The organism is Acinetobacter sp. AYS6 (genome assembly GCF_025630795.1).
Taxonomy (GTDB): Bacteria; Pseudomonadota; Gammaproteobacteria; order Pseudomonadales; family Moraxellaceae; genus Acinetobacter.
The window spans coordinates 125,239-147,164 of sequence record NZ_JAOTNV010000006.1; the positions used below are offsets into that span (position 1 = coordinate 125,239).

A 21,926-nucleotide genomic window follows, 5' to 3' on the forward strand; every position below is an offset into this window, starting at 1 on the left:
TTTATTTTTTAAGAGTAATTTATGAGTAAAGACTTTAAGGCTTTAACTTATATAGCGGATGATAATATAGCAGATACAGTAACTTGGCTTTTAAACCATCAGGATGTTTTCGATTCCTTTAATTTTGATGTATTGAGCCAAGAGTTGTCTGTAACGCATGTAGCAGGAAAAGATATTATTCGAGTGGGGACTTTTCTTAATGCCACTTATGGAATTTTAGTTACTTCTGTTTAAATAAAAAGCCCTGAAAAATCAGGGCTTTTTATTTTACTGTCTTACGTTATGCGCTCATAGCATTTACAGATAAGTCAGCAACTGTTGGTTTTGGTTTTTCTGCAGTTAAGCCAAGTTTATTAAACAATGCTTGGTCTTTACCTTCACCTGCATTTGGTGTGGTGAGTAATTTATCACCAGAGAATAATGAGTTTGCACCTGCCATAAATGCTAATGCTTGATCTGAATCACTTAATGACTCGCGACCAGCAGATAAACGAATATAGCTATGCGGCATAATAATGCGCGCAACTGCAATAGTGCGGATCCATTCAATTACATCAAGCTTTTCAACATCTGCTAACGGCGTTCCTTCAATTGGAACAAGCATGTTAATTGGCACAGATTCAGGATGAATTGGTAGGGTAGCTAATTCATGTAATAAACCAACACGGTCATCACGGCTTTCGCCTAGTCCTACAATGCCGCCACTACAAACTTTCATGCCAGCTTGGCGAACATAATCTAGAGTATTTAAACGATCATCAAAAGTACGCGTGCTAATGATGTGAGAGTAGTACTCTCGAGATGTATCTAGGTTGTGATTATAATAATCTAAACCAGCAACTTGTAGGCGCTCTGCTTGAGATTGGTTAAGCATACCTAAAGTCATACAGGTTTCCAAACCTAAAGCTTTTACTTCACGCACCATTTCTAAAACATAAGGCATATCGCGTTCATGTGGGTTACGCCAAGCTGCGCCCATACAAAAACGTGAAGAACCTGATTCTTTTGCAGCTTTAGCTTCGCTAATTACTTTTTCTACAGCAATACGTTTTTCTGCTTCTAATTTTGATTCGTAATGTGCGGATTGTGAGCAGTACTTGCAATCTTCAGGGCATTTACCCGTTTTAATAGATAAAAGGGTGCTGACCTGAATCGCGTTGGCAGTGAAGTGCTCACGATGTACTTGCTGAGCCTTGAAAACTAAATCCAAAAAGGGTTGTTCATATAAAGCTTGGATTTCTTCACGATTCCAATCATTACGTAGAGTCATTGTCATATCCATGATGATGGCATTAATTCACTACACATAATCATACAGAATTCGTATTAAAGCTATAGGGCAAAAAACATCATTTTTTTAATTTGATAGCTTAAGTTGGTTGAGTTGTTGTTCAATTGCCCAATCAATATGCACATTAACAACCTCATCATGCAAAACTTTGCCATTTTGTAGTTGAGCTACAATTTCCGTTGAGTAGGGCGCATTACCTAAACCAATGGCAATATTACGTTTAAATGATTGATAACCTGTCCGACGAATTGGACTGCCTTCCGTATTTGCCAAAAAAGTAGTTTCATCCCATTGCCAGATATCGAGTAGATTAATATTGTCTAAGCCATGCCGAGGATTAAAATCGTTAATAGAAGCAGTTTTCGCAAAACTATTCCATGGGCAAATCAATTGACAATCATCACAACCAAAAATTCGATTACCAATACCAGCACGTAATTCTTCAGCAATAATTCCTTTATATTCGATGGTTAAATATGCAATACATCGCCTAGCATCCAGCATATAAGGTTCTACAATGGCTTGCGTAGGACAAATATCAATACATGCACTACAAGAACCACAATGTGCTGTTGCAGGTCCATCAAAAGGTAAATCTAATGATGTAAATAGCTCGCCTAATACAAAAAAAGAACCCGACTTTTTGTGAATGAGCAAAGTATGTTTACCTGTCCACCCCATGCCAGCGCTTTCAGCCAATGATTTTTCAAAAATAGGTGCTGAATCGGCAAAAGGACGTGATTCAAAATCGCCTACTTTTTCACGAATTCGAGTGGCTAGGGTTTTCAATCTACCGCGCATCACCTTATGGTAGTCACGGCCACGTGCATAACGGGCGATGATGGCAGAGTTAGGTTCGAAAGGTACATATCGAGGTTTTGGCGACTCGACCAGATAGTTCATGCGAACGCAAATAATACTTTTTGTGCCCGGTACTAATAATGTAGGGTCGGCTCGTTTTTCTAGATTTTCTTCTAAATAGGTCATATCTGCATGATAGCCGCGTTCAAGATACTCTAAAAAACGAGGCATTTGCTCTTGAGCATCTGGTTTTGCAATGACACAATCAGCAAAACCCAAGTCTAATGCTTGAGCCTTGATCCATGCTTTTAATTCATGAAGATCAAGTTGTTGCACTGCAATGCGTGATGTATCAGAAGATGTCATAAACCAAAACGAAAGAGGATAATAATATGCAGACGGTAGTTTACCATAGCGATGATATTCAAGCATGGGAGCAACGCTGGTTTGCGGCGCAAAACTCATCATTAGGTTTAATGCAACAAGCAGCTTGGACAATTGCTCAACAACTTATTTCGATTTTTACTGAGCAGAAAATTAGGAATATTGCTGTTTGGTGTGGGCAGGGCAATAACGCAGGTGATGGTTATTTTATAGCAGCTTATTTGAAGCAAGCGGGTTGGAATGTTGAAATATTTGCGGCTGAAGTGGGGACTTCAGTAGATTTACATCAAGCTGTGCAATTTGCAAAAGATCAACTGGTACAGATTCATCAAAGTTTTGAACTTGCAAAGCATTTTGATGGTCATATTGATGCACTGTTTGGTATTGGTTTAAATCGGGAGTTGAATGCAGACTGGCAACAAGTGATTCAGCAATTTAATACTCAGACTGGCTTAAAAATCGCGATTGATCTTCCTAGTGGTTTAAATGCCAACACAGGACAGGCTTTACCATGTGCAATTCGAGCAGATCATACATTTACAGTTTTAGGACTTAAAGTTGGATTGTTTACAGGTCAAGGTAAAGAATATGCAGGAAAGCTTCATTTAATTGACTTAATTCCTGTAGACCAAGAGCTGAAACCGTTAGCTTATTTAACATCAAAACATATTAAACTTCCCAAGCGTATGGCCTTTGGTCATAAAGGGAGTTATGGACATATTTTGGTGGTGGGTGGACATGAACAAATGGGCGGTGCTGTAATTATGGCTGCCGAGGCTGCTTTTCATGCAGGAGCAGGTAAAGTTACAGTGATTTGTCATCAAAAGCATTATCAGGCTATTTTGTCTCGTTCACCCAATATTATGCTCCGCGATATTAATAGCTTAGATGAAATCTCCATTAAAGATACTTTATCTCAGGTTGATGCAGTATGTTTTGGAATGGGGTTGGGACGCGATGATTGGGCAAAGCAAATCTACCAACAATGGTTTAATTTGTTAAATCAAAGTGAACATCTAGAAATTGTTCTAGATGCAGATGCATTATGGTTTCTAGCAAGGCAACCGGAAAAATTGGGAGCAAATGTTTATGCGACACCTCATCCGGGAGAAGCTGCCACACTACTTGAGTGTTCCACTACTCAGATTGAGAATGATCGAATCTCTGCAATTTATGCCCTACAACAAAAATATGCAGGGCAGTGGGTGCTTAAAGGAGCAGGAAGTCTGATATTAGAAGATGATCTTTATATTTGTACGCAAGGTAATGCCGGTATGGGAACCGGAGGGATGGGAGATGTGCTAGCAGGAATGATTGCAAGTCTAAAAGCACAACTCCATAAGGCAATTGCATTACATGAAATTGTTACCCTGCATGCTCAGGCTGGCGACCAACTTGCCAAGCAGGGTATGCGTGGTTTACAGGCTTTTGAAATGAATCAGGTCATTACTCAAGTAGTGAACTTATAAAGCTTTAACGTCTACGACTGCTAGAGCGGCTGCGTCCACGAGCCATTCCACCTAAGGCATTCAAGACAGACAGTTTACTCATGCTTCCAGATGCATGCGCATGGCAAATTGCTGCTGCTAGTGCATCTGCCGCATCTGCTTGAGGCTTAATGGTCAGGTTAAGTAATCGCATGACCATCATTTGTACTTGTTCTTTATCCGCGGCTCCATAGCCTACAACGGATTGTTTAATTTGGCGCGCAGTATATTCTGCAACTTGTAAGTCTAAATTGACCAAAGCGGCTATCGCTGCACCACGAGCTTGTCCAAGTTTTAGGGCTGAATCGGGGTTTTGAGCCATAAATACTTGCTCAACGGCAGCTTCCGTTGGACCATGAAATTTAACAATACGTTCAATACCCGCAAAGATTCGTTTTAAGCGTTCGGGCATTTCTGTGGTTTCTGTTCTGATAGTACCGGCATCGATAAAACGTAGTTTGCTACCATCTTTTTCAATGATTCCATAACCTGTTAAGCGTGAACCAGGGTCAATCCCAATAATCAAAGACATGCGAAGGCTTACATAAATAATTTAAAGGTATTGTTACATACCAAAATATGATCTGCATAAGTTATTTAAGCAAGTTACTTATGAATGGTTATTTTTCGTTTTTTCATTAGATTCTAGTTGGATTACTACGAAGAATAGGTTTTAAGATTTCTAAAAAATATAAAATTCTTTAATAATTGACAAGATTCTAGTTTAGTGGAATATTTGTCTATAATTTTGGAAGTTAAGTTTGTGGGTGTATGGACGATATTAATATTCGCATCGCACAACAGGTACGAGAACTACGTTTAGCCCGTGGATATACCCTCGATGTTCTTGCTACACGATGCCAGGTAAGTCGCTCTGCAATTTCTTTAATTGAAAGAGGTGAGGCGAGTCCAACCGCAGTTGTTCTTGAAAAACTAGCAAATGGTTTAGATGTACCTTTGATTCAACTATTCGCTAACCAACAGGATAATCAAACACCTCAGCCCATCGTTCGACGTAGTCAACAATCAGAATGGAAAGACCCAGAAACAGGCTATATTCGCCGTCAGGTTTCACCGCCAAATTGGAAATCACCATTTCAAATTGTTGAAATTGAATTTCCAGCTCAGTCACGAATTACTTATGAAATTAGTGAAACCTCAAAAGTAGTACAACAGCAACTTTGGGTAGTTGAAGGGGAAATTGATATTCAATTAGGTGAATCTTCTTATGCTTTAAGCACAGGAGATTGCTTGGCAATGCAACTCAACCAGCCTGTTATATACAGCAATAATTCATCTCAAGTCGCTCGCTATATTTTAGTCGTCTCTAATCAACTTGTATCTGCCGTTAAGGAATCTTTATGATCTATTCCCTCAATTCTAATTTTCGTTTAATTGATTGTAATGAAGCAGAACATTCGATGGCTATATTAGAGATTCTGAATGAGGCAATTATCAATTCAACCGCTCTATATGACTATTTACCGCGCTCAGAAGAGTCAATGAAAAATTGGTTCTCAGTAAAAAGACAAAATGGTTTTCCCGTGATTGGCATTGTTGATGAGACAGACAAATTATTGGGTTTTGCGAGCTGGGGTACTTTTAGGGCTTTTCCTGCCTATAAATATACTGTTGAACATAGCATTTATATTCATCATGAACATCGTGGTAGTGGGCTAAGCAAAATTTTAATGCAAGAGTTGATTAAACGTGCTCAAGAAGCCGAGCTACACGTGTTGATTGGTTGTATTGATGCGACCAATCAGGCCAGTATAGGTTTACATGAAAAGATGGGCTTTATTCATGCAGGTACTTTTAAACAAGTTGGTTTTAAGTTTGGACAATGGCTCGATGCTGCTTTTTATCAGTTAAATTTAAATACGCCGTTACATCCAATTGATGGCTAATACCTTAAGTTCACCTTTAACATTAAAGAAATAGCCCAGTCTATGATTGGGCTATAGAGCTTGACTTATAAGATACCCAGTTGTTCTAAACTTTTATAAGCAATCTCTTTGCGAATAGAGCTAGGTGTTCCTTTTTTCATTTCTAAATTAAGTGAGAATGCCACAATTTCTCCTTGAGGTTGAACGACCCAGCCGGTTAACCAACCAACTTGTGGTTCAACATCCCAACCCCAACCACTTTTTGCATATATTTTATTTCCATTTTTTTCCTCTATGAACATCATTGATTGAACTTGTTCTTGTACATTTTTGCTAAATGGCAGGGTTTTATGGGCCAATTGATAAGCAAACTGGGCTTCTTGTTGAGGTGTGATTTTTAGTGGGCCAACAAGCCAAAAATTATCTACTTTTGAACCGATGTTAGCATTACCGAAACCAATTCGTTTCACCTCTTTAGACATAAGATCTAGACCAATTCGTCTCGCTAATTCTTGATAGACTGGAATAGCCGAAGCTTTCATCGCATCGCCTAGTGTCATGTCTTTTCCCAATCAGGAAATAAGCGTTTTTGTCCATCCCATTTAAACACTTCAGTTGTAGTTGCCTTATGATGCTCAAGTCCAATTAAAGCATTTAACATTTTAAAGGTAGAAGCGGGAACATATTCGGTAGATGCTCTCTTAAGATCATTACCATACACTTCTTCAGCTTTTTCTCGCTTAATCACCAAAACACCCGTGGTCAGTGCCTGATCAAACAGTGATTTAATTTCTTCTGAATTTTTATTGGTGGGAATAAAATGTGTTTGAGGCTGTTCTACCATGTGGGAAGAACAGGCTGATAAAAATGCGGTACCAATTGCAAAGAAAAGCGCTTTTTTATACATAAGTCTGATTAAGTTTAGTTTGGAATACTCTTAATTAATTTTAACTTGAATAAATCTGGCTTTAGATAGGTGAAATGTAAGCTAACTAGGAAGGTCTACAGATAGGTATTACTTTTAAACCCTTCTAAAAATAAAGTATAAACAAAGAAATGCTTCTAATTTTGCTTAGCGGATAAGACTTTATTTGGCTAGCGATTCTCCTTTTTTGAAGGGGTTTTCACTTAAATAAAGTAAAAAAATTCAAATCTGATTAAAGTGGCACTTGATAAAGTCGATACAGCACTCATTAATAAGAAAGCATGTTTGTTTTTATCGAGTTAAAATCAAATGTACTCTAGTATTGCAGACTCTTAGAGAGGCGATAGTTTTTGTTAATTCTTTGATATTAGACAAAACGATCAAAGCTAAGAGGAATGCCTAATCTTTATATGTAACTTAAATAAGGTTAGGTCAAATAAAACTGCAATGAATTTTCTTTTTGAGATAGATAAAGTTTTACATGAATTTACTTCTTATTGTAGTTCTGGGTGCGATTGTTGAAATTGCCGTATGGATTGGCGTAGCACAGTTCATCAGTGGCTGGTATGTGTTCTTTTGGTTCATTATTGCTTTCTTTATTGGTTTTGGGCTTATTCGCAGAAGTACGGCGGGTATTATGCCTCAATTACAGCAAATGCAGATGACAGGTCAGCTAGGTAGTGACCCAACAGTAACTAAAAAACTTGCTTATGCGTTCGCAGGTTTCTTATTAATGTTACCAGGTCTTGTATCTGATGTTTTGGCTGTTTTAATTTTGATTCCTGGTGTTCAAACCGCATTTCGTAATATAGCGATGAGAACTCTTGCAAAACGCCAACAAGCTATGATGAATAAAATGATGGGTGGCATGGGTGGTAATGCTGCGGGACAAAACCCATTTGCTGATTTAATGCGTCAAATGCAAGATATGCAGAATCAGCAGGGTGGCGGTCAAGGCCAATACCATGATTCAAACATTATTGACGGTGAAGCGCGAGACGTTACCCCAGACCACAAAAAAATAGAGCATAAAAATAAAGATTAAATTAATAAGTGTGCTATGAAAAAGCTTAAACCCATAAAGTTTAAGCTTTTTTTATGTTTAAATTATTCTTTATTCTGGCAAACCGAAGTAGTGGAATCAATATCTTCCATTTCTAATTTAGTTTCTTCTTGAGCTTTCGGCTGCGGTTGATATTTATTCGAAGGTAGAGAGGTTTGCTTGTTTTCAGATTGTTGATAACCTCGGCTTCGGTTGGCTCTTTCGCGAAAGCCACCCTTATTAATGAGCTGTGTATGTGACATGCATTTGCCTAGAATGGGAGATTATTCATTTATTTTAACAAATTCGGCAAAATATCAAAATAAGAAAAATAGTGGCAAAAAAATAATATTTAACTTATCTTTTTGTATTTTAATAATATTTTTAAATTGACTCAATTGTTCATTCAGATTGAATTATCTTTTCATTTCACATAGGATAAATATAAAGGATGTATAAATTAAAAATGTAGCAAACCTATTAAAACAACAACGGTTGAAATGAGGGAAGGAGGGTTACCTATGCTATATCAATACCATTGTGCGTGTTGCGACAAAGTCGTGGCATCAACTGATAAATCATGTCCATATTGTGGTTCGCAACATATTCGAAGCCCGTATGGTTTATGGATGTTTTGTGTGATGGCTTGTTTAGCGGTTGTCGTCGTATTTAAAGTTGTCCATATTTATGTCCAGAACCATCAAGATACTCCAATGCAGTCAACATTACTTGATGTGCTAAATCAGGATGATAAACGACAAGACAATAAATTTTGATCAGAGCTACAAGTGATATGGCTATCAAGGATAGTTGCTAGAAGAGTAAACCCTACTTATTATGAAATTTGAACTATAAAAAAGCCCGCTCATTGGCGGGCTTTTTTACGACTTTATATTAGAGGCCAGCAGCATCTTTAAGGGCTTCAACTTTATCAGTTTTTTCCCATGTAAATGCAGAATCTGATCCTTCACGACCAAAATGACCATAAGCCGCAGTTTGTTTATACATTGGTTGAATAAGATCCAACATACGAGTAATACCAAACGGTCTTAAATCGAAATGATCACGTACAAGCTGAATAATCAACTCATCAGAAACTTTTGCTGTACCAAAGGTATTAATTGAAATTGAAGTAGGTTCTGCTACACCAATTGCATAACTCACCTGAATTTCACATTTGTCAGCAAGACCAGCCGCTACAATATTTTTTGCAACATAACGGCCCGCATATGCAGCAGAACGGTCAACTTTAGATGGATCTTTTCCAGAGAAAGCACCACCGCCGTGACGAGCCATACCACCGTATGTATCAACAATAATTTTACGGCCTGTTAAACCACAGTCACCTACAGGGCCGCCAATAACGAACATACCCGTTGGGTTAATATGGAATTTAGTCGCAGCATGGAACATTTCAGCAGGAATGATCGGCTTGATAATCTCTTCAATAACAGCTTCTTTAAGCTGACTTTGAGTAATTTCAGGATCATGTTGAGTAGACAAAACGACTGCGTCTAAACGGACAGGTTTGCCATTTTCATATGCAAAAGTAACTTGGCTTTTTGCATCTGGGCGTAACCATGGAAGTGCGCCTGAGCGACGAAGTTCAGCCTGACGTTCCATTAAACGGTGAGCATAAGAAATCGGGGCAGGCATTAACACGTCTGTTTCACGACTTGCATAACCAAACATCAAACCTTGGTCACCCGCACCTTGATCTTCAGGTTTTTGACGGTCTACACCTTGTGCAATTTCTGGTGATTGTTTACCAATCATATTGATTACAGCACATGTTGATCCATCAAAGCCAAGATCAGAGTGGTGATATCCAATACCGTTAACGGTATTACGAACAACAGCTTCAACATCAATATTAGCAGTCGTTGTTACTTCACCAGCAAGTACAACAGCGCCTGTTTTTACCAGTGTTTCACAAGCAACACGTGCGTATGGGTCTTCTTTTAAGATTGCATCCAAAATAGCGTCGCTAATTTGGTCGGCCATTTTATCGGGATGACCTTCGCTTACAGATTCCGAGGTAAAAACAGCGTACTCGCGCATGAAAGTCCTATCTTGGTTATTTCAAAAGACATAATATGTTACATCGACTTGAGCTTGAGGACCAGTTCATAGTGACCAAAAAGCATGAATTTGTTTCATTTATACTGTGTTTTAATTGATAAGTGTATTAGTAAAATTGATATAAACAGTGTTTATTTAAAGTATTGGTATTTTAATAATGTTTTTTTAGTGTGATTTTTAGACATATGACTTAACAAAAAAATTATATGTGGCAAGTCGGATTTTAAAGAAAAGAAACATGATCGGTCTAGATAGAAATTTCAAAATATTTTGTCTATATATCAAAGTCTAATAGAACGGTCTGTTCGTATAGGGGATCAGCATTTAAGAAAATGAGTACTGTTTTGTATAACTTAAAGGTCCAAATGATTTTTGTGTAACCAAGAAACGGTTAAAAATAAAGAAATATAGCGTGTTGGGGTTTACCCTCAGCCATTTTTTTAAGACAATATAGCGGCATTGAATTGTTATTCATCTTCTTCTTTTCATCAATCTATTAAAATTGGATTCTGATCTTATGACGACCCCTTTAAACGAACGTCGTATTGCAAATGCAATTCGTGTATTGGCAATGGATGCTGTGCAACAGGCAAACTCAGGGCATCCTGGTGCTCCAATGGGGATGGCAGATATTGCTGACGTCGTCTGGCGCGAGTTTTTAAATCACAACCCAACTAACCCACAATGGGCAAACCGCGACCGTTTCGTTTTATCAAACGGCCATGGTTCAATGTTGCAATATGCTTTGCTTCATTTAACAGGTTATGATCTTTCAATTGAAGATTTAAAACAGTTCCGTCAATTACATTCAAAAACTCCTGGCCACCCTGAATATGGTTATGCACCAGGTATCGAAACTACGACTGGTCCTTTAGGTCAAGGTATTGCAAACGCTGTTGGTTTTGCATTGGCAGAAAAGACTTTGGCTGCTCAGTTCAATAAAGATGATTTAAAAGTAGTTGATCACTTTACTTATTGTTTCTTGGGCGATGGCTGTTTAATGGAAGGTATTTCTCACGAAGTATGTTCTTTAGCAGGTACTTTACAGCTTGGTAAATTGATTGCTTATTATGATGACAATGGCATTTCAATTGATGGTGAAGTAGAAGGCTGGTTTAGCGATGATACAGAAGAGCGTTTTAAAGCCTATGGTTGGCAAGTTCTTCGTGTAGATGGACATGATGCTGATGCGATTCGTCAAGCAACAATCGAAGCAAAAGCTGAAACTCAAAAACCAACCATTATTATGTGTAAAACCATTATTGGTTTAGGTTCACCAAATAAGCAAGGTAAAGAAGACTGTCATGGTGCGCCATTAGGTAAAGACGAGATTACTTTAACTCGTGAAGCATTAGGCTGGAAAGAAGAAGCATTTGTTATTCCTGCTGATGTATATGCTGCATGGGATGCGAAAGCAAAAGGTTCTGAATCTGAAGCAGCTTGGAATGCGGTATTTGCACAGTATCAAGCAAAATATCCAACTGAAGCAGCTGAGTTACTTCGTCGTATTAGCGGTGATTTACCAGCAGAGTTTGCAGTGCAAGCAGATGCTTTCATTCGTGAAACAAATGCGAAAGGTGAAACCATCGCAACACGTAAAGCGAGCCAAAATACATTACAAGCATTTGGTCCTTTATTGCCTGAATTACTAGGTGGTTCTGCTGACTTAGCGGGTTCTAACTTAACGCTTTGGAAAGGTTGCCAAGGCATTCAAGAAAACCCAGCTGGTAACTATGTATATTATGGCGTACGTGAGTTCGGTATGACTGCAATTGCCAATGGCGTTGCATTGCATGGCGGTTTTGTTCCATACGTTGCTACATTCTTAATGTTTATGGAATATGCGCGTAATGCAGTACGTATGTCTGCATTGATGAAACAACGTGTAATTCATGTTTATACACATGACTCAATTGGTTTGGGTGAAGATGGTCCAACTCATCAACCAATTGAACAAATTGCTTCTTTGCGTGGTACGCCTAACCTAAATACATGGCGTCCTGCTGATACTGTAGAAACTGCTACTGCATGGAAATCTGCTTTAGAGCGTAAAGATGGCCCTACAGCACTTATTTTCTCTCGTCAAAACTTACCATTCCAAACACGTTCTGAAGAACAAATTCAAAATGTTGCAAAAGGTGGTTACGTTCTTGCTCAAGAAAAAGGCGAATTAAAAGCAATTATTATTGCAACTGGTTCGGAAGTTTCTTTAGCAATGGAAGCTTATGCTCAACTTGACGGTGTACGTGTAGTTTCTATGCCATGTGCAGAAGAATTTATGAAACAAGATGCTGCATATCGTGAAGCTGTATTACCAGCTCAAATCCGTGCACGTGTTGCAGTAGAAGCTGCTCATGTTGACTACTGGTGGAAGTTTGTTGGTCTTGATGGCAAAGTAATTGGTATGACTACTTATGGTGAGTCTGCACCAGCAAAAGACTTGTTCCAATTCTTTGGTATTACAACTGAAGCTGTTGTTGCAGCGGTAAAAGAATTAACTGCTTAAATATTGAAGTAGTGTAAAAAAGCGCTCTATCTAGAGCGCTTTTTTATTTGAGAAGTTAAATGCTAAGTTCAGTTTGAATATTGATTTGAGATGTCAGTAACTTATGAATAGGGCAGTTTTCAGCAACTTTTAATAAGCGCTTGTGTTGGTCTTCCGTGAATTCACCTTTGAGTGTGATTTTGCGTTCAATATTATTTTGGCCTTTCTCTGGTTCACCATTTGGATTTAATGCTAAGTCCACTTGAACATGGTCAATCTTAATTCCTTTAAGATTCGCATACATCTCTAATGTGATGGTAGTGCAAGCACCTAAAGCAGAGAGCAAGATTTGAACTGGGTTTGGTGCAGTATCTTGCCCACCTTTATCAGTTGGTTCATCTGCAAACCATTGATGTCCCGAAGGGTCGGTAAGAGTTACTCGATATGGAGTTGAAGTACTTTGTGCTTGAGCAGTATTAGCCATGTTTTACCTTATTATTAATCAATTAAATCTAAGTAAAAATGAAATGATTTAGAAATTTCAGAAGCAACGTAATGGGTGCTGAATAACCTATAATATTGGTTTTTAATAACAACTGTAACGCTTTTATTGTTGCATGGATGAAACATATCGTTTTATAAAGAATGGTGAATTAAATTACTTGATGTATACACTAACGACTATATCAATAAAGGATACGAAAAATGCATCTTAAAACATTAAGCTTCGGTTTGGCAGTGGCATTGGCTAGTTCAGTTACTTTAGCTGCGCCAGTGGACTACAAAATTGATCCAACACATACAGCTACTGTTTTCTCGTGGAATCACTTTGGTTTCTCTACGCCAAGCGCTAACTTCTCGGATATCCAAGGTGTAATTAAAGTTGATAATGCTAAACCAGCAAATTCATCTGTAAATGTGACTATTCCTTTAAGCAGCGTAAATACAAATGTTCCTGCTTTAGATAAAGAGTTCCAAGAGGAAGCTTGGTTTAATGCAGCTAAATATCCAAACATTACTTTTAAAAGTACTAAAGTTGAAACTAAAGACAAAAAACACTTTAAAATTACTGGCGACTTAACTGTTAAAGGTGTAACTAAGCCTGTCGTACTTGACGCTGTTTTAAACAAGCAAGGCGAACACCCAATGGCAAAAGTTCCAGCGATTGGTTTCAATGCTACAACTTCATTCAAGCGTTCTGAGTTTGGTCTAGGAAACTATGTGCCGAATGTTGGTGATAAGATCACTGTAAACATTACGACTGAAGCAACTGTAGCGAATGCAGCTAAAAAATAAGTTTTAAATTTCTAAAAAGCCCTCATTTTTGAGGGCTTATTTATTAAATTGGTTCTTTTTTATCTGGATCTATAAATACTAAAGGTACGGAAGGGTCAATGTTCCTTTTTTCAGACTTTTCTCTTAAAAATTGATAAGTAGGGACCTTCATTTTTGCCTGATCACGTAATTTCTTTTTTATATAAAGAACAAGAGCAAAACATGTTGTTGCAACAGTAAGCATCATACCATTCATATAGCTCATGATTGAACTGACATAACCGATGGTGGTTAATCGGTGCATCATACGCTCAACTTGAGTGCTGCTTTCAATGCCAGTAATTGCCCAACTACATAAATGTTCACAGTTATTAATAATCAAATGGTAGTGGTTTTCATGCATACGTGAACGCATCCGACGTACAACTGCTTTTCCTTTATAGCGTGGCATGTCATAAGAGCGAACGTGAATTTTTTTGCCATGCGAAAATGCATCTATTGACGTGATCTCAATCGGCCGTTTTTTAATGAAATGTGCTAAGCCAGAATAATGGATAACGCGACCTCTCCCAGCATATATACCATGATGGCTATAGCCGAGATGCTTTACGATGAGGTGAGCCCCTAAAGGGTAGCGTTTATTCGGTTGCTGCATGCTTACGCTGATCCAATAAAGTGTAAATGGCTTTTATTGAAAAGCTGCTAAACATTATAACCAATATCAGCAATTTGGAGTGTATTGATTACGTCGAATGAATGAGTTTGATGCATATCCAATCTATTCATATTTCTTATATATAATTTAGTGACTTAATATGAAGGAAAAATGTCATGTCAGGTGATGTTAAATGAAATGGTTGATGTGGTGCTTAACGATATATGGGCTTTTGATACAGTCTGTTTATGCTATAGAACACCAGCAAGTGAAGACAGCAGAAGGTGATGATTATGATGTGGTTTCAATTAGCGATTTAAAACAATTACGCTTATTTTTAAGGAACCCTCATAATCAACAGTATTATAAAAGCTTTAACAATATTCAAGAACATTTAAAGCAATGTGAGCGTCTTTCTTTTGCAATGAATGCAGGGATGTTTCATCCGGGATTTTCTCCAGTAGGGCTGTATGTTGAACAAGCTAAAGTAATTCAGCCATTAAATGAAAATAAAGGATTGGGAAATTTCTTTTTACAGCCAAATGGTGTGCTAGGTTGGAATAAAAAACAGGCCTTTATTTTAACAACGCAGCAATATAGTCGACGCGATTTCAACGTTGAGTATGCGACACAATCTGGCCCGATGTTGGTTATTGATGGGAAGATAAACTCCCTTTTTTTACCTGACTCTCAATCGAATAAGATTCGTAATGGTGTTGGTATTCGAAATAATAAACTCTACTTTGTAATATCGAAAAATAGCGTGAGTTTCTACAAGTTTGCTCAGTTCTTTCAAAGAAATCTTAAGGTAGAGCAGGCTTTATATCTTGATGGTTCAATTTCTAGTTTATATATTCAAAAAAACAAGCGTAATGATCAATTATTTGAAATGGGGCCAATAGTGGGTTCGGTTGAACAAACAGATTGTCGAGTAAAGTGAAATATAAAAAAGCCAGTACAAGACTGGCTTTTTTATTAGTGAATAGATGGTTTTTGAGTGAGTTCATTTAACTCTTTTCGGCTATAACCACGGGAAATAAGTACTTTCTTTATTCCCTTAATGACATCTTCATCTGTTGCTAGTGCAAGAGCACTTAGAAGTTGTTCATTTGTTTTACATGAGCAGTCATTTTCAACACAAGCAGTTTGGTTTTTATGCTCGTTATGCTGTTGATCTGCTAAGAACAGCTTTTGCCAAAAACTCATAGAGCCTTCATATACAACCTAACATAGCTCGAAATATAGCCAATTTAAAATAAAATACAAGTCTCCATAAGTGATAAATCCACCAATTGAACTCAAGAATTTTCGATAGGAATGCTCGAGTTAAACGAAATTATGACGAATAGATGACTTGATATTTTTTGAAAATTTAAATACTTAACTAATAAAATGTTAAAAAATAAGGAGGTACAAAACCTCCTTATTTAAAACTTTACAATGAAAGATTTTGTTTAAATCTTCTCAAGTAATACACCTGACTCAACATGATGCGTGTAAGGGAATTGATCGAACAATGCAAACTTAGTAATACGGTGAGTTAAACCTAATATTTTTAAGTTCTCATACAGTGTATCTGGGTTGCATGAAATATAAATAATACGTTCAAAACCCTGTAATAATTTCAAAGTTTCGTCATCAATTCCTGCACGTGGTGGATCAACAAATACGGTATCAAAATCATAACTCTGAATATCAATATTCGCTTCTTGTAGACGGCGGAATTCGCGCTCACCTTGATAAGCTTGAGTGAACTCTTCAGCTGAAAGACGGGCTACTTGAATATTATCAATCTGATTTTGCTCGATGTTCCATTGAGCCGCATAAACGGAAGATTTTGCAAGTTCTGTTGCCAAAATGCGTTCAAACTTTAAAGAAAGCGGAAGAGTAAAGTTACCGTTACCACAGTACAGCTCTAATAAATGCTTTTTCGATCCTTCTGCCGCATCACATGCCCATTGCAGCATTTTTTTGCAAACTTGTGCATTTGGCTGAGTAAAGCTACTTTCAATTTGTTTGTATTTAAATGAACGATTTAAAAGTTCAAACTCTTCAACGACAAAGTCATCGCCAATAATAATTTTCTGGCCACGACTACGGCCCATAATTTTAATGTCTAACTTTTCAGCAAGCGCTTTAGCTGCTTGTTCCCATTCCTGATCTAGTTTACGGTGATAGATTAATGTAACTAACATTTCACCGCTAAGCGTTGCAAGAAAATCGGCTTCAAATATACGGTTAGAAAGCTTAGGTTCTGCTTTGAGTTCTTCCAGAAGTTTTGGCATTAAATCATTAATGCTTTGGTCTGCAATGGGAAACTCATCAATGCGTACAACTGTTTTCTGCTTGTCATCATCGTTACGTTCAAACATGGCATAGAACATGTCATTTTCTATATGCCAGATACGAAACTCAGCACGCATACGGAAATGTTGTTCAGGGGACTCAAACACTTCTAATGTAGGTGGAGTAAATTCAGAAAATTGTGCAGTAATGCGGTCAATTTTAGTTTGAAGTTGTTGATGATAAGAAGAGGTCATAGACAAAGAAAATTTAGACAGAATCAAATAGTGAATGGTATCAAAAAAAACGGGGTTACAGGAGCCAATTTTAGCTAGATATCAATAAGCAAGACTAACGTTAAAATTAAGGATGTTTCAAAACGCGATTAATAAAATCTGCTTTTATTGTTCTATATTGATCATGGTCTAAATGGCTACACTTTAATTTTAATTGGTTATATTCGTTGACTAGAGCTGGAGAATCCATAAGCTTATTTCTAAATGTTAAGAAAAATGTGAATACTGAATCCGTTACTACAATTTGAAATGCCACATCATCGTTGTTGAGTGATTCGAGCATACAAAGCTCATCTGTCCTTAGTGTATTTTGTTTCTCTATAAAATTAAGTGTTTTTAACTGAGCTATTGCGAATTCAAAATGTTCAGGTTTAACTTCAATGTAAATATCTAGATCACCTTTTGAAATTGCATTAGGTATTGCAGATGAACCTATGTGCTCAATTTTGGCAAAAGGTAGAAGTGAGGAAATATCTTTTTTATACGAATTAAAAAGTTGAGCGCATCTTTGTTGATATTGTTCTGGTTCTAAAAAGACCATTATGAAAATCTCGAATTAATAAAATTTATATATTTAAGAATAGATTACTTTATTAAATAAAAAAGCCCAAATACTGAGATTTGGGCTTTTTCAGAAAAATTATCGATTAATCAGTCATTGTCATTAAGCTTGCATTACCACCAGCTGCAGCTGTATTCACACTAATTGCACGTTCAATTACTAAACGTTCAAGTGGAATATTCTCATTCGGCTCAACATGGGTAATACCAACAATTGCGCCAGAACGCGTAGCAACTTCTTGTTGTAATGAGAAGATTTCTTCACGGTTACCATGATGTAAAACTGCATCAAAATCATCTGATGTAATATTTTTAACCGTAGTAATTGCTGCAAGCACATCTTTTGGCAAAGTTTGTTTGTATTTTGCCAATAATGGACTATTAGGCATTACTGCTGCTTGGCTACCCACTGCAAAAATTGCGAGCAACTGATGCAATTGATTTTGTTCAGTGTCTGCAATTGAAAGCACACGATGGCGCGGCAAAATAATATATTGGTTACTTTCCCCAGTAGGGCCTTGTAACTCATAGAATTTACCCACACCAAATGGTTCTATATCACGATTTGCTTGCGGTAAATGCTGTTTCGCCCAATTTTGTAAGCTCTGATAAACCTCACGGTTAAAGCCTTCAAAAGCAGTTTGCTCAGCTTTCATAGCAAATGGTGTTGCCAATACTTTGTTTGAACATTGCTGCATTAAGCGATACATGTAAAGCGGACCGCCAGCTTTTGGACCTGTGCCCGATAAACCTTCACCACCGAATGGTTGAACACCAACCACAGCGCCGACAATGTTACGGTTGATATAGAGGTTACCAACTTCAGCATGCTGAATGACGGTTTGGATGGTTTCATCAATACGGGTATGTAGACCCATTGTTAAACCATAGCCTTTAGCATTAATTCGTGAAATGAGTTGTTCAAGCTCACCATACTTATAGGTAATGATGTGTAAAACTGGACCAAAGACTTCACGTTGCAAATCATCAAGATTAGGTAACTCAATTGCCGTTGGTACAATAAAAGTTCCTTTATCTAATTCATTCTGGCTTGTTGCACCAAACATCAACTGATGTACAGGGTAGCCTTTAGATTTCATTTTTTGGATGTGCTGGTCAATTGTCTGTTTTGCTTCGTCATCAATAACAGGACCAATGTCAGTTTTCAAAATCGCAGGATTACCTACGATCAACTGTTGCATTGCACCTTTAAGCATTTTAATAACACTTGCAGCACTGTCTTCTTGCACACATAAAATACGTAAAGCAGAGCAACGCTGACCCGCGCTATCAAAAGCAGAACTTACCACATCAAGTACAACTTGTTCAGTTAATGCTGATGAATCCACAATCATGGCGTTTTGACCGCCAGTCTCTGCAATGAGAGGAATAGATTGACCATTATCGGCTAAACGTTTCGCAACGGTCTTTTGCAAAATTTTTGCAACTTCAGTCGAGCCAGTAAACATGATGCCATCAATACGGCTATCTTGGCTAAGCTGAGCACCGACTGTTTCACCGCGGCCTGGAAGTAGCTGTACAGCACCATGTGGAATACCAGCTTCCCATAAAATCTGAACTGCTTGAGCTGCGATCAATGGGGTTTGTTCAGCAGGTTTAGCAATAACACAGTTACCACTCACTAATGCTGCAGCAATTTGGCCAGAGAAAATTGCAAGAGGGAAGTTCCATGGGCTAATACAAAGTACAGTACCTAAAGGCTGAATTGTTGTATTTGCAGGAAGATTCTCAACTTGAGTTGCGTAGTAACGTAAGAAGTCTACAGCTTCACGAACTTCTGCAATCGCATTGGCATAAGTTTTCCCGCTCTCACGGCAGAGTAAAACCATCAACTCTTGAATGCGGCTTTCCATCAAGTCAGCTGCACGTTTTAAGTATTGAGCACGCTGTTCTTTAGGTGTATTTGACCATTCTGATTGTGCTTGTTCAGCTGAGCTAAGTGCAATTTCGACATGCTTAAGATCAGCTTCTTGTACATAACCAACAATTTCTTCATTTTGTGCTGGGTTTGTAATTGCAACGGAATGACCTTGCTCTAATGAATCGTTATTTGCCAATAATGGATGGCTTTGCCAAACTCGATTACGGAGCTGTTGAGCTGTGCTGTCTAAAGCTTCAAGTGGCGCATCATTTGCTAAATCATATCCTTTAGAGTTTTTACGGAGTGATCCGTACATATCCAAAGGTAGTGGAATTGATGGATGTTTTAAACCAACTGAACCTTCAAGCTTAGCTGCATTACGAATATCATAAATTGGAGACTGAATCAGATCTTCAACTTTAAGTGTTTTATCGGCAATACGGTTAACAAATGACGTGTTCGCGCCATTTTCGAGTAAACGACGAACTAAATAAGCTAGCAACGTTTCATGGTTACCAACAGGAGCATAAATACGGCAAGGTACGCCTAATTTATTTTGCTCGCGTGGACCAACAACTTGTTCATAAAGCGGTTCACCCATGCCGTGTAAGCATTGGAATTCATATTGACCTGCATAATATTTGCTTGGATCTGCTAAATGATAGATCGTTGCCAATGTTTGAGCATTATGAGTTGCAAATTGAGGATAGATAAACTCTGGCGCAGCAAGTAATTTTTTAGCACAAGCAATGTAAGATAAGTCTGTATGTACTTTACGCGTGAAGACAGGGTAGTCATCCATACCTTCGATTTGAGCTTTCTTAATTTCGCTATCCCAATACGCACCTTTCACAAGACGGATCATGAGGCGCTTTTGGCTGCGTTTAGCAAGGTCAATAATATAATCAACCACAAAGAAACAGCGTTTTTGGTAAGCCTGAATAACGAAGCCAATGCCTTTCCAGTTTGCAAGTTCTGGCTCGAAGCAAAGACGTTCAAGTAACTCAAGCGAAATTTCTAAACGTTCTGATTCTTCTGCATCGATATTTAAACCAATATTGTACTTTTTAGCTAAAAGAGCGAGTTCAAATACTTTGCCGTAAAGTTCTTGATGAACACGTTCAATTTGCGCACGTTGATAGCGAGGGTGTAAAGCAGAAAGCTTAATTGAGATGCCTGGGCCATCATAAACGCCTTTACCGTTAGATGCTTTACCAATTGCATGAATGGCTTGCGTATAATCGTTAAAGTAACGGTCAGCATCATGTTCGGTTAAGGCTGCTTCTCCCAACATGTCGTAAGAATAGCGGAAACCTTTGTCTTCGAGTACTTTCGCATGGTCTACAGCTTCTTCAATGGTTTCACCAGTTACAAATTGCTCACCCATCATACGCATTGCAACGTCAACGGCTTTACGAATAATGCCGCGGCCACTACGTGCTAAAAGACCGGTAAGTACACTTGAAAGACTGGTTTGCTTTGGAGTTTCCATGAGCTTACCAGTTAACATGAGGCCCCATGCCGCAGCATTTACAAACATTAAGCTGCTTTGGCCAACATGTTCTTTCCAGTTGCCTTGATTGATCTTATCTCGAATGAGTAAATCACGTGTTGCTGAGTCTGGAATACGAAGCAACGCTTCGGCTAGACACATGAGCGCCACGCCTTCTTGTGAAGAAAGAGAGAATTCTTGTAATAACCCTTGAACAATACCAGCTTTACCCGAAGAGGTCTTACGTTCACGTAAGTTATGGGCAAGATTAAAAGCAAGGTCATAAATTTTATGATCTAAATCATCAGATACCGCGGCAGCTTGTAATAGCTCTTCTACAGCTTCCGGTTCAGCACGTCGCCAAGCTGTATTGATGCGTTGTTCAAACTCACTTTTATCGTTGAATTCGGTGATATAGCCTTGGTGAGATTTATCCATTTGATGAAAAGTATCCATTGTGTTCATATCTGTTTCCGCCAACCGACTCTCTTACAAAGATCTTGAGTAGAGAGGTTTAGATAATTTATCATTACAGAAGAAACACCGAATAACTCACTATATTTGCCCCATTTTTTAGAGGAAAATTCAGATGAATGGCCCATTATTAAGCCTTGATCGCACTGATTTGAAAATTTTGGATATTCTTCAAACAGATGGGCGTATTTCTAACAGTAAATTAGCCGAACTTGTGAATTTATCTCCAACTGCTGTAATGGCTCGAGTTCAAAAGCTGACAAAAGATGAATTCATTTTGGGTTATGAAGCAAAATTAAATCCAGTCAAATTAAATGCAAATTTTTTGGTGTTTGTTGAGGTATTACTAGATAAAACCACGCCTAATGTTTTAGATGAGTTTATTGATGCTGTAGTGCACTATCCAGAAATTGTTGAATGCCACATGGTAAGCGGAGGCTTCGACTTTTTAATTAAATTACGAAGTGGCAGTATGGAAGAATTTAGACGTATTGCGGGGCAGGTGTTATGGCAGTTACCGGGGGTGAAAGAAACTCGGAGTTATCCAGTCATGCAGGTAGTGAAAGATACTTCAAAAATTAAAATTAAAACCAAAAATAAATAAAGGGGCTAAAGCCCCTTTATT

General features: G+C 37.9%; 21 protein-coding genes and 1 pseudogene. 10 read left to right on the forward strand and 12 right to left on the reverse strand.

Annotation, left to right across the window (positions count from 1 at the left end; all coding sequences use genetic code 11):
- Positions 1 to 21: 21 nt before the first annotated feature.
- Positions 22 to 234, forward strand: coding sequence for a hypothetical protein (locus OD757_RS08885; protein ID WP_263031620.1), 213 nt, complete (start codon positions 22 to 24; stop codon positions 232 to 234).
- Between the two features lie 46 nt (positions 235 to 280).
- On the opposite strand, the gene bioB is transcribed toward OD757_RS08885, so the two are convergent.
- Together bioB and queG are read right to left on the reverse strand one after the other, a co-directional pair.
- Complete coding sequence (gene bioB, locus OD757_RS08890; RefSeq protein ID WP_009388629.1) at positions 281 to 1,270, reverse strand: biotin synthase BioB; 990 nt, start codon at positions 1,268 to 1,270, stop codon at positions 281 to 283.
- A gap of 87 nt (positions 1,271 to 1,357) precedes the next feature.
- Entirely contained in the window at positions 1,358 to 2,458 is a 1,101-nt protein-coding gene (gene queG / locus OD757_RS08895) for a tRNA epoxyqueuosine(34) reductase QueG (RefSeq protein ID WP_263031621.1), read from the reverse strand.
- A 26-nt stretch (positions 2,459 to 2,484) separates the two neighbouring features.
- Between queG and OD757_RS08900 the strand changes: the two genes are divergently transcribed.
- On the forward strand, positions 2,485 to 3,945 hold the full coding sequence (locus OD757_RS08900; protein WP_263031622.1) for an NAD(P)H-hydrate dehydratase: 1,461 nt from the start codon (positions 2,485 to 2,487) through the stop codon (positions 3,943 to 3,945).
- Between the two features lie 4 nt (positions 3,946 to 3,949).
- Here the strand turns inward: OD757_RS08900 and ruvC are convergent, their stop codons facing one another.
- The gene (gene ruvC / locus OD757_RS08905) at positions 3,950 to 4,495 is read right to left on the reverse strand and encodes a crossover junction endodeoxyribonuclease RuvC (RefSeq protein ID WP_263031623.1); all 546 of its coding nucleotides are present in this window, start codon (positions 4,493 to 4,495) and stop codon (positions 3,950 to 3,952) included.
- Positions 4,496 to 4,734: 239 nt separating this feature from the next.
- Between ruvC and OD757_RS08910 the strand changes: the two genes are divergently transcribed.
- Together OD757_RS08910 and OD757_RS08915 are read left to right on the forward strand one after the other, a co-directional pair.
- Complete coding sequence (locus OD757_RS08910) at positions 4,735 to 5,328, forward strand: helix-turn-helix domain-containing protein (protein WP_009388650.1); 594 nt, start codon at positions 4,735 to 4,737, stop codon at positions 5,326 to 5,328.
- The gene (locus OD757_RS08915; RefSeq protein WP_263031624.1) at positions 5,325 to 5,870 is read left to right on the forward strand and encodes a GNAT family N-acetyltransferase; all 546 of its coding nucleotides are present in this window, start codon (positions 5,325 to 5,327) and stop codon (positions 5,868 to 5,870) included. The genes OD757_RS08910 and OD757_RS08915 overlap by 4 nt, the downstream gene beginning before the upstream one ends.
- A 65-nt stretch (positions 5,871 to 5,935) precedes the next feature.
- Here OD757_RS08915 and blaOXA read toward each other — a convergent pair.
- A pseudogene (blaOXA, locus tag OD757_RS08920) lies at positions 5,936 to 6,756 on the reverse strand (OXA-213 family carbapenem-hydrolyzing class D beta-lactamase).
- A gap of 499 nt (positions 6,757 to 7,255) precedes the next feature.
- On the opposite strand from blaOXA, the gene OD757_RS08925 reads away from it, so the two are divergent.
- Complete coding sequence (locus tag OD757_RS08925) at positions 7,256 to 7,819, forward strand: FxsA family protein (RefSeq protein WP_263031625.1); 564 nt, start codon at positions 7,256 to 7,258, stop codon at positions 7,817 to 7,819.
- A gap of 62 nt (positions 7,820 to 7,881) precedes the next feature.
- On the opposite strand, the gene OD757_RS08930 is transcribed toward OD757_RS08925, so the two are convergent.
- Positions 7,882 to 8,079, reverse strand: a complete 198-nt coding sequence (locus tag OD757_RS08930; RefSeq protein WP_263031626.1) for a hypothetical protein — start codon at positions 8,077 to 8,079, stop codon at positions 7,882 to 7,884.
- A gap of 258 nt (positions 8,080 to 8,337) precedes the next feature.
- Here OD757_RS08930 and OD757_RS08935 point away from each other — a divergent pair, with 258 nt between their 5' ends.
- Positions 8,338 to 8,592, forward strand: coding sequence for a hypothetical protein (locus OD757_RS08935; RefSeq protein WP_009388653.1), 255 nt, complete (start codon positions 8,338 to 8,340; stop codon positions 8,590 to 8,592).
- A gap of 118 nt (positions 8,593 to 8,710) precedes the next feature.
- Here the strand turns inward: OD757_RS08935 and metK are convergent, their stop codons facing one another.
- Positions 8,711 to 9,877, reverse strand: coding sequence for a methionine adenosyltransferase (gene metK, locus OD757_RS08940; RefSeq protein ID WP_009388655.1), 1,167 nt, complete (start codon positions 9,875 to 9,877; stop codon positions 8,711 to 8,713).
- Between the two features lie 538 nt (positions 9,878 to 10,415).
- Here metK and tkt point away from each other — a divergent pair.
- On the forward strand, positions 10,416 to 12,404 hold the full coding sequence (gene tkt / locus OD757_RS08945; RefSeq protein ID WP_263031627.1) for a transketolase: 1,989 nt from the start codon (positions 10,416 to 10,418) through the stop codon (positions 12,402 to 12,404).
- A gap of 55 nt (positions 12,405 to 12,459) precedes the next feature.
- On the opposite strand, the gene OD757_RS08950 is transcribed toward tkt, so the two are convergent.
- The gene (locus OD757_RS08950) at positions 12,460 to 12,867 is read right to left on the reverse strand and encodes an OsmC family protein (RefSeq protein ID WP_005304635.1); all 408 of its coding nucleotides are present in this window, start codon (positions 12,865 to 12,867) and stop codon (positions 12,460 to 12,462) included.
- Between the two features lie 221 nt (positions 12,868 to 13,088).
- Between OD757_RS08950 and OD757_RS08955 the strand changes: the two genes are divergently transcribed.
- Positions 13,089 to 13,679, forward strand: coding sequence for a YceI family protein (locus OD757_RS08955; protein ID WP_263031628.1), 591 nt, complete (start codon positions 13,089 to 13,091; stop codon positions 13,677 to 13,679).
- 43 nt (positions 13,680 to 13,722) lie between these two features.
- Here the strand turns inward: OD757_RS08955 and OD757_RS08960 are convergent, their stop codons facing one another.
- Positions 13,723 to 14,313 carry a lecithin retinol acyltransferase family protein gene (locus OD757_RS08960; RefSeq protein WP_263031629.1) on the reverse strand — a complete coding sequence of 197 codons (591 nt, stop codon included), beginning with the start codon at positions 14,311 to 14,313 and terminating at the stop codon, positions 13,723 to 13,725.
- 193 nt (positions 14,314 to 14,506) lie between these two features.
- Here OD757_RS08960 and OD757_RS08965 point away from each other — a divergent pair, with 193 nt between their 5' ends.
- On the forward strand, positions 14,507 to 15,253 hold the full coding sequence (locus OD757_RS08965) for a phosphodiester glycosidase family protein (RefSeq protein WP_263031630.1): 747 nt from the start codon (positions 14,507 to 14,509) through the stop codon (positions 15,251 to 15,253).
- 35 nt (positions 15,254 to 15,288) lie between these two features.
- On the opposite strand, the gene OD757_RS08970 is transcribed toward OD757_RS08965, so the two are convergent.
- The 4 genes from OD757_RS08970 to putA form a co-directional block, all read right to left on the reverse strand.
- Positions 15,289 to 15,519: a hypothetical protein gene (locus OD757_RS08970; protein ID WP_003651412.1), complete on the reverse strand. Its 231-nt coding sequence runs from the start codon at positions 15,517 to 15,519 to the stop codon at positions 15,289 to 15,291.
- Between the two features lie 248 nt (positions 15,520 to 15,767).
- Complete coding sequence (gene trmA / locus OD757_RS08975) at positions 15,768 to 16,853, reverse strand: tRNA (uridine(54)-C5)-methyltransferase TrmA (RefSeq protein ID WP_263031631.1); 1,086 nt, start codon at positions 16,851 to 16,853, stop codon at positions 15,768 to 15,770.
- 106 nt (positions 16,854 to 16,959) lie between these two features.
- Positions 16,960 to 17,433 (reverse strand): GrpB family protein, encoded by a 474-nt coding sequence (locus tag OD757_RS08980; RefSeq protein WP_263031632.1) that lies wholly within the window; start codon positions 17,431 to 17,433, stop codon positions 16,960 to 16,962.
- 106 nt (positions 17,434 to 17,539) lie between these two features.
- Positions 17,540 to 21,292 (reverse strand): trifunctional transcriptional regulator/proline dehydrogenase/L-glutamate gamma-semialdehyde dehydrogenase, encoded by a 3,753-nt coding sequence (gene putA, locus OD757_RS08985; RefSeq protein WP_263031633.1) that lies wholly within the window; start codon positions 21,290 to 21,292, stop codon positions 17,540 to 17,542.
- 124 nt (positions 21,293 to 21,416) lie between these two features.
- Between putA and OD757_RS08990 the strand changes: the two genes are divergently transcribed.
- A complete protein-coding gene (locus OD757_RS08990) occupies positions 21,417 to 21,905 on the forward strand; it encodes an Lrp/AsnC ligand binding domain-containing protein (RefSeq protein ID WP_009387072.1) in 489 nt (162 codons plus the stop codon).
- The last annotated feature ends 21 nt before the right edge of the window (positions 21,906 to 21,926 follow it).

What these genes read in the sequence shown, in the direction of transcription:
- OD757_RS08885 (WP_263031620.1), top strand. Translation starts at nt 22, where the DNA reads ATGAGTAAAGACTTTAAGGCTTTAACTTATATAGCGGATGATAATATA.
- bioB (WP_009388629.1), bottom strand. Translation starts at nt 1,270, where the DNA reads ATGACTCTACGTAATGATTGGAATCGTGAAGAAATCCAAGCTTTATAT.
- queG (WP_263031621.1), bottom strand. Translation starts at nt 2,458, where the DNA reads ATGACATCTTCTGATACATCACGCATTGCAGTGCAACAACTTGATCTT.
- OD757_RS08900 (WP_263031622.1), top strand. Translation starts at nt 2,485, where the DNA reads ATGCAGACGGTAGTTTACCATAGCGATGATATTCAAGCATGGGAGCAA.
- ruvC (WP_263031623.1), bottom strand. Translation starts at nt 4,495, where the DNA reads ATGTCTTTGATTATTGGGATTGACCCTGGTTCACGCTTAACAGGTTAT.
- OD757_RS08910 (WP_009388650.1), top strand. Translation starts at nt 4,735, where the DNA reads ATGGACGATATTAATATTCGCATCGCACAACAGGTACGAGAACTACGT.
- OD757_RS08915 (WP_263031624.1), top strand. Translation starts at nt 5,325, where the DNA reads ATGATCTATTCCCTCAATTCTAATTTTCGTTTAATTGATTGTAATGAA.
- OD757_RS08925 (WP_263031625.1), top strand. Translation starts at nt 7,256, where the DNA reads ATGAATTTACTTCTTATTGTAGTTCTGGGTGCGATTGTTGAAATTGCC.
- OD757_RS08930 (WP_263031626.1), bottom strand. Translation starts at nt 8,079, where the DNA reads ATGTCACATACACAGCTCATTAATAAGGGTGGCTTTCGCGAAAGAGCC.
- OD757_RS08935 (WP_009388653.1), top strand. Translation starts at nt 8,338, where the DNA reads ATGCTATATCAATACCATTGTGCGTGTTGCGACAAAGTCGTGGCATCA.
- metK (WP_009388655.1), bottom strand. Translation starts at nt 9,877, where the DNA reads ATGCGCGAGTACGCTGTTTTTACCTCGGAATCTGTAAGCGAAGGTCAT.
- tkt (WP_263031627.1), top strand. Translation starts at nt 10,416, where the DNA reads ATGACGACCCCTTTAAACGAACGTCGTATTGCAAATGCAATTCGTGTA.
- OD757_RS08950 (WP_005304635.1), bottom strand. Translation starts at nt 12,867, where the DNA reads ATGGCTAATACTGCTCAAGCACAAAGTACTTCAACTCCATATCGAGTA.
- OD757_RS08955 (WP_263031628.1), top strand. Translation starts at nt 13,089, where the DNA reads ATGCATCTTAAAACATTAAGCTTCGGTTTGGCAGTGGCATTGGCTAGT.
- OD757_RS08960 (WP_263031629.1), bottom strand. Translation starts at nt 14,313, where the DNA reads ATGCAGCAACCGAATAAACGCTACCCTTTAGGGGCTCACCTCATCGTA.
- OD757_RS08965 (WP_263031630.1), top strand. Translation starts at nt 14,507, where the DNA reads ATGAAATGGTTGATGTGGTGCTTAACGATATATGGGCTTTTGATACAG.
- OD757_RS08970 (WP_003651412.1), bottom strand. Translation starts at nt 15,519, where the DNA reads ATGAGTTTTTGGCAAAAGCTGTTCTTAGCAGATCAACAGCATAACGAG.
- trmA (WP_263031631.1), bottom strand. Translation starts at nt 16,853, where the DNA reads ATGACCTCTTCTTATCATCAACAACTTCAAACTAAAATTGACCGCATT.
- OD757_RS08980 (WP_263031632.1), bottom strand. Translation starts at nt 17,433, where the DNA reads ATGGTCTTTTTAGAACCAGAACAATATCAACAAAGATGCGCTCAACTT.
- putA (WP_263031633.1), bottom strand. Translation starts at nt 21,292, where the DNA reads ATGAACACAATGGATACTTTTCATCAAATGGATAAATCTCACCAAGGC.
- OD757_RS08990 (WP_009387072.1), top strand. Translation starts at nt 21,417, where the DNA reads ATGAATGGCCCATTATTAAGCCTTGATCGCACTGATTTGAAAATTTTG.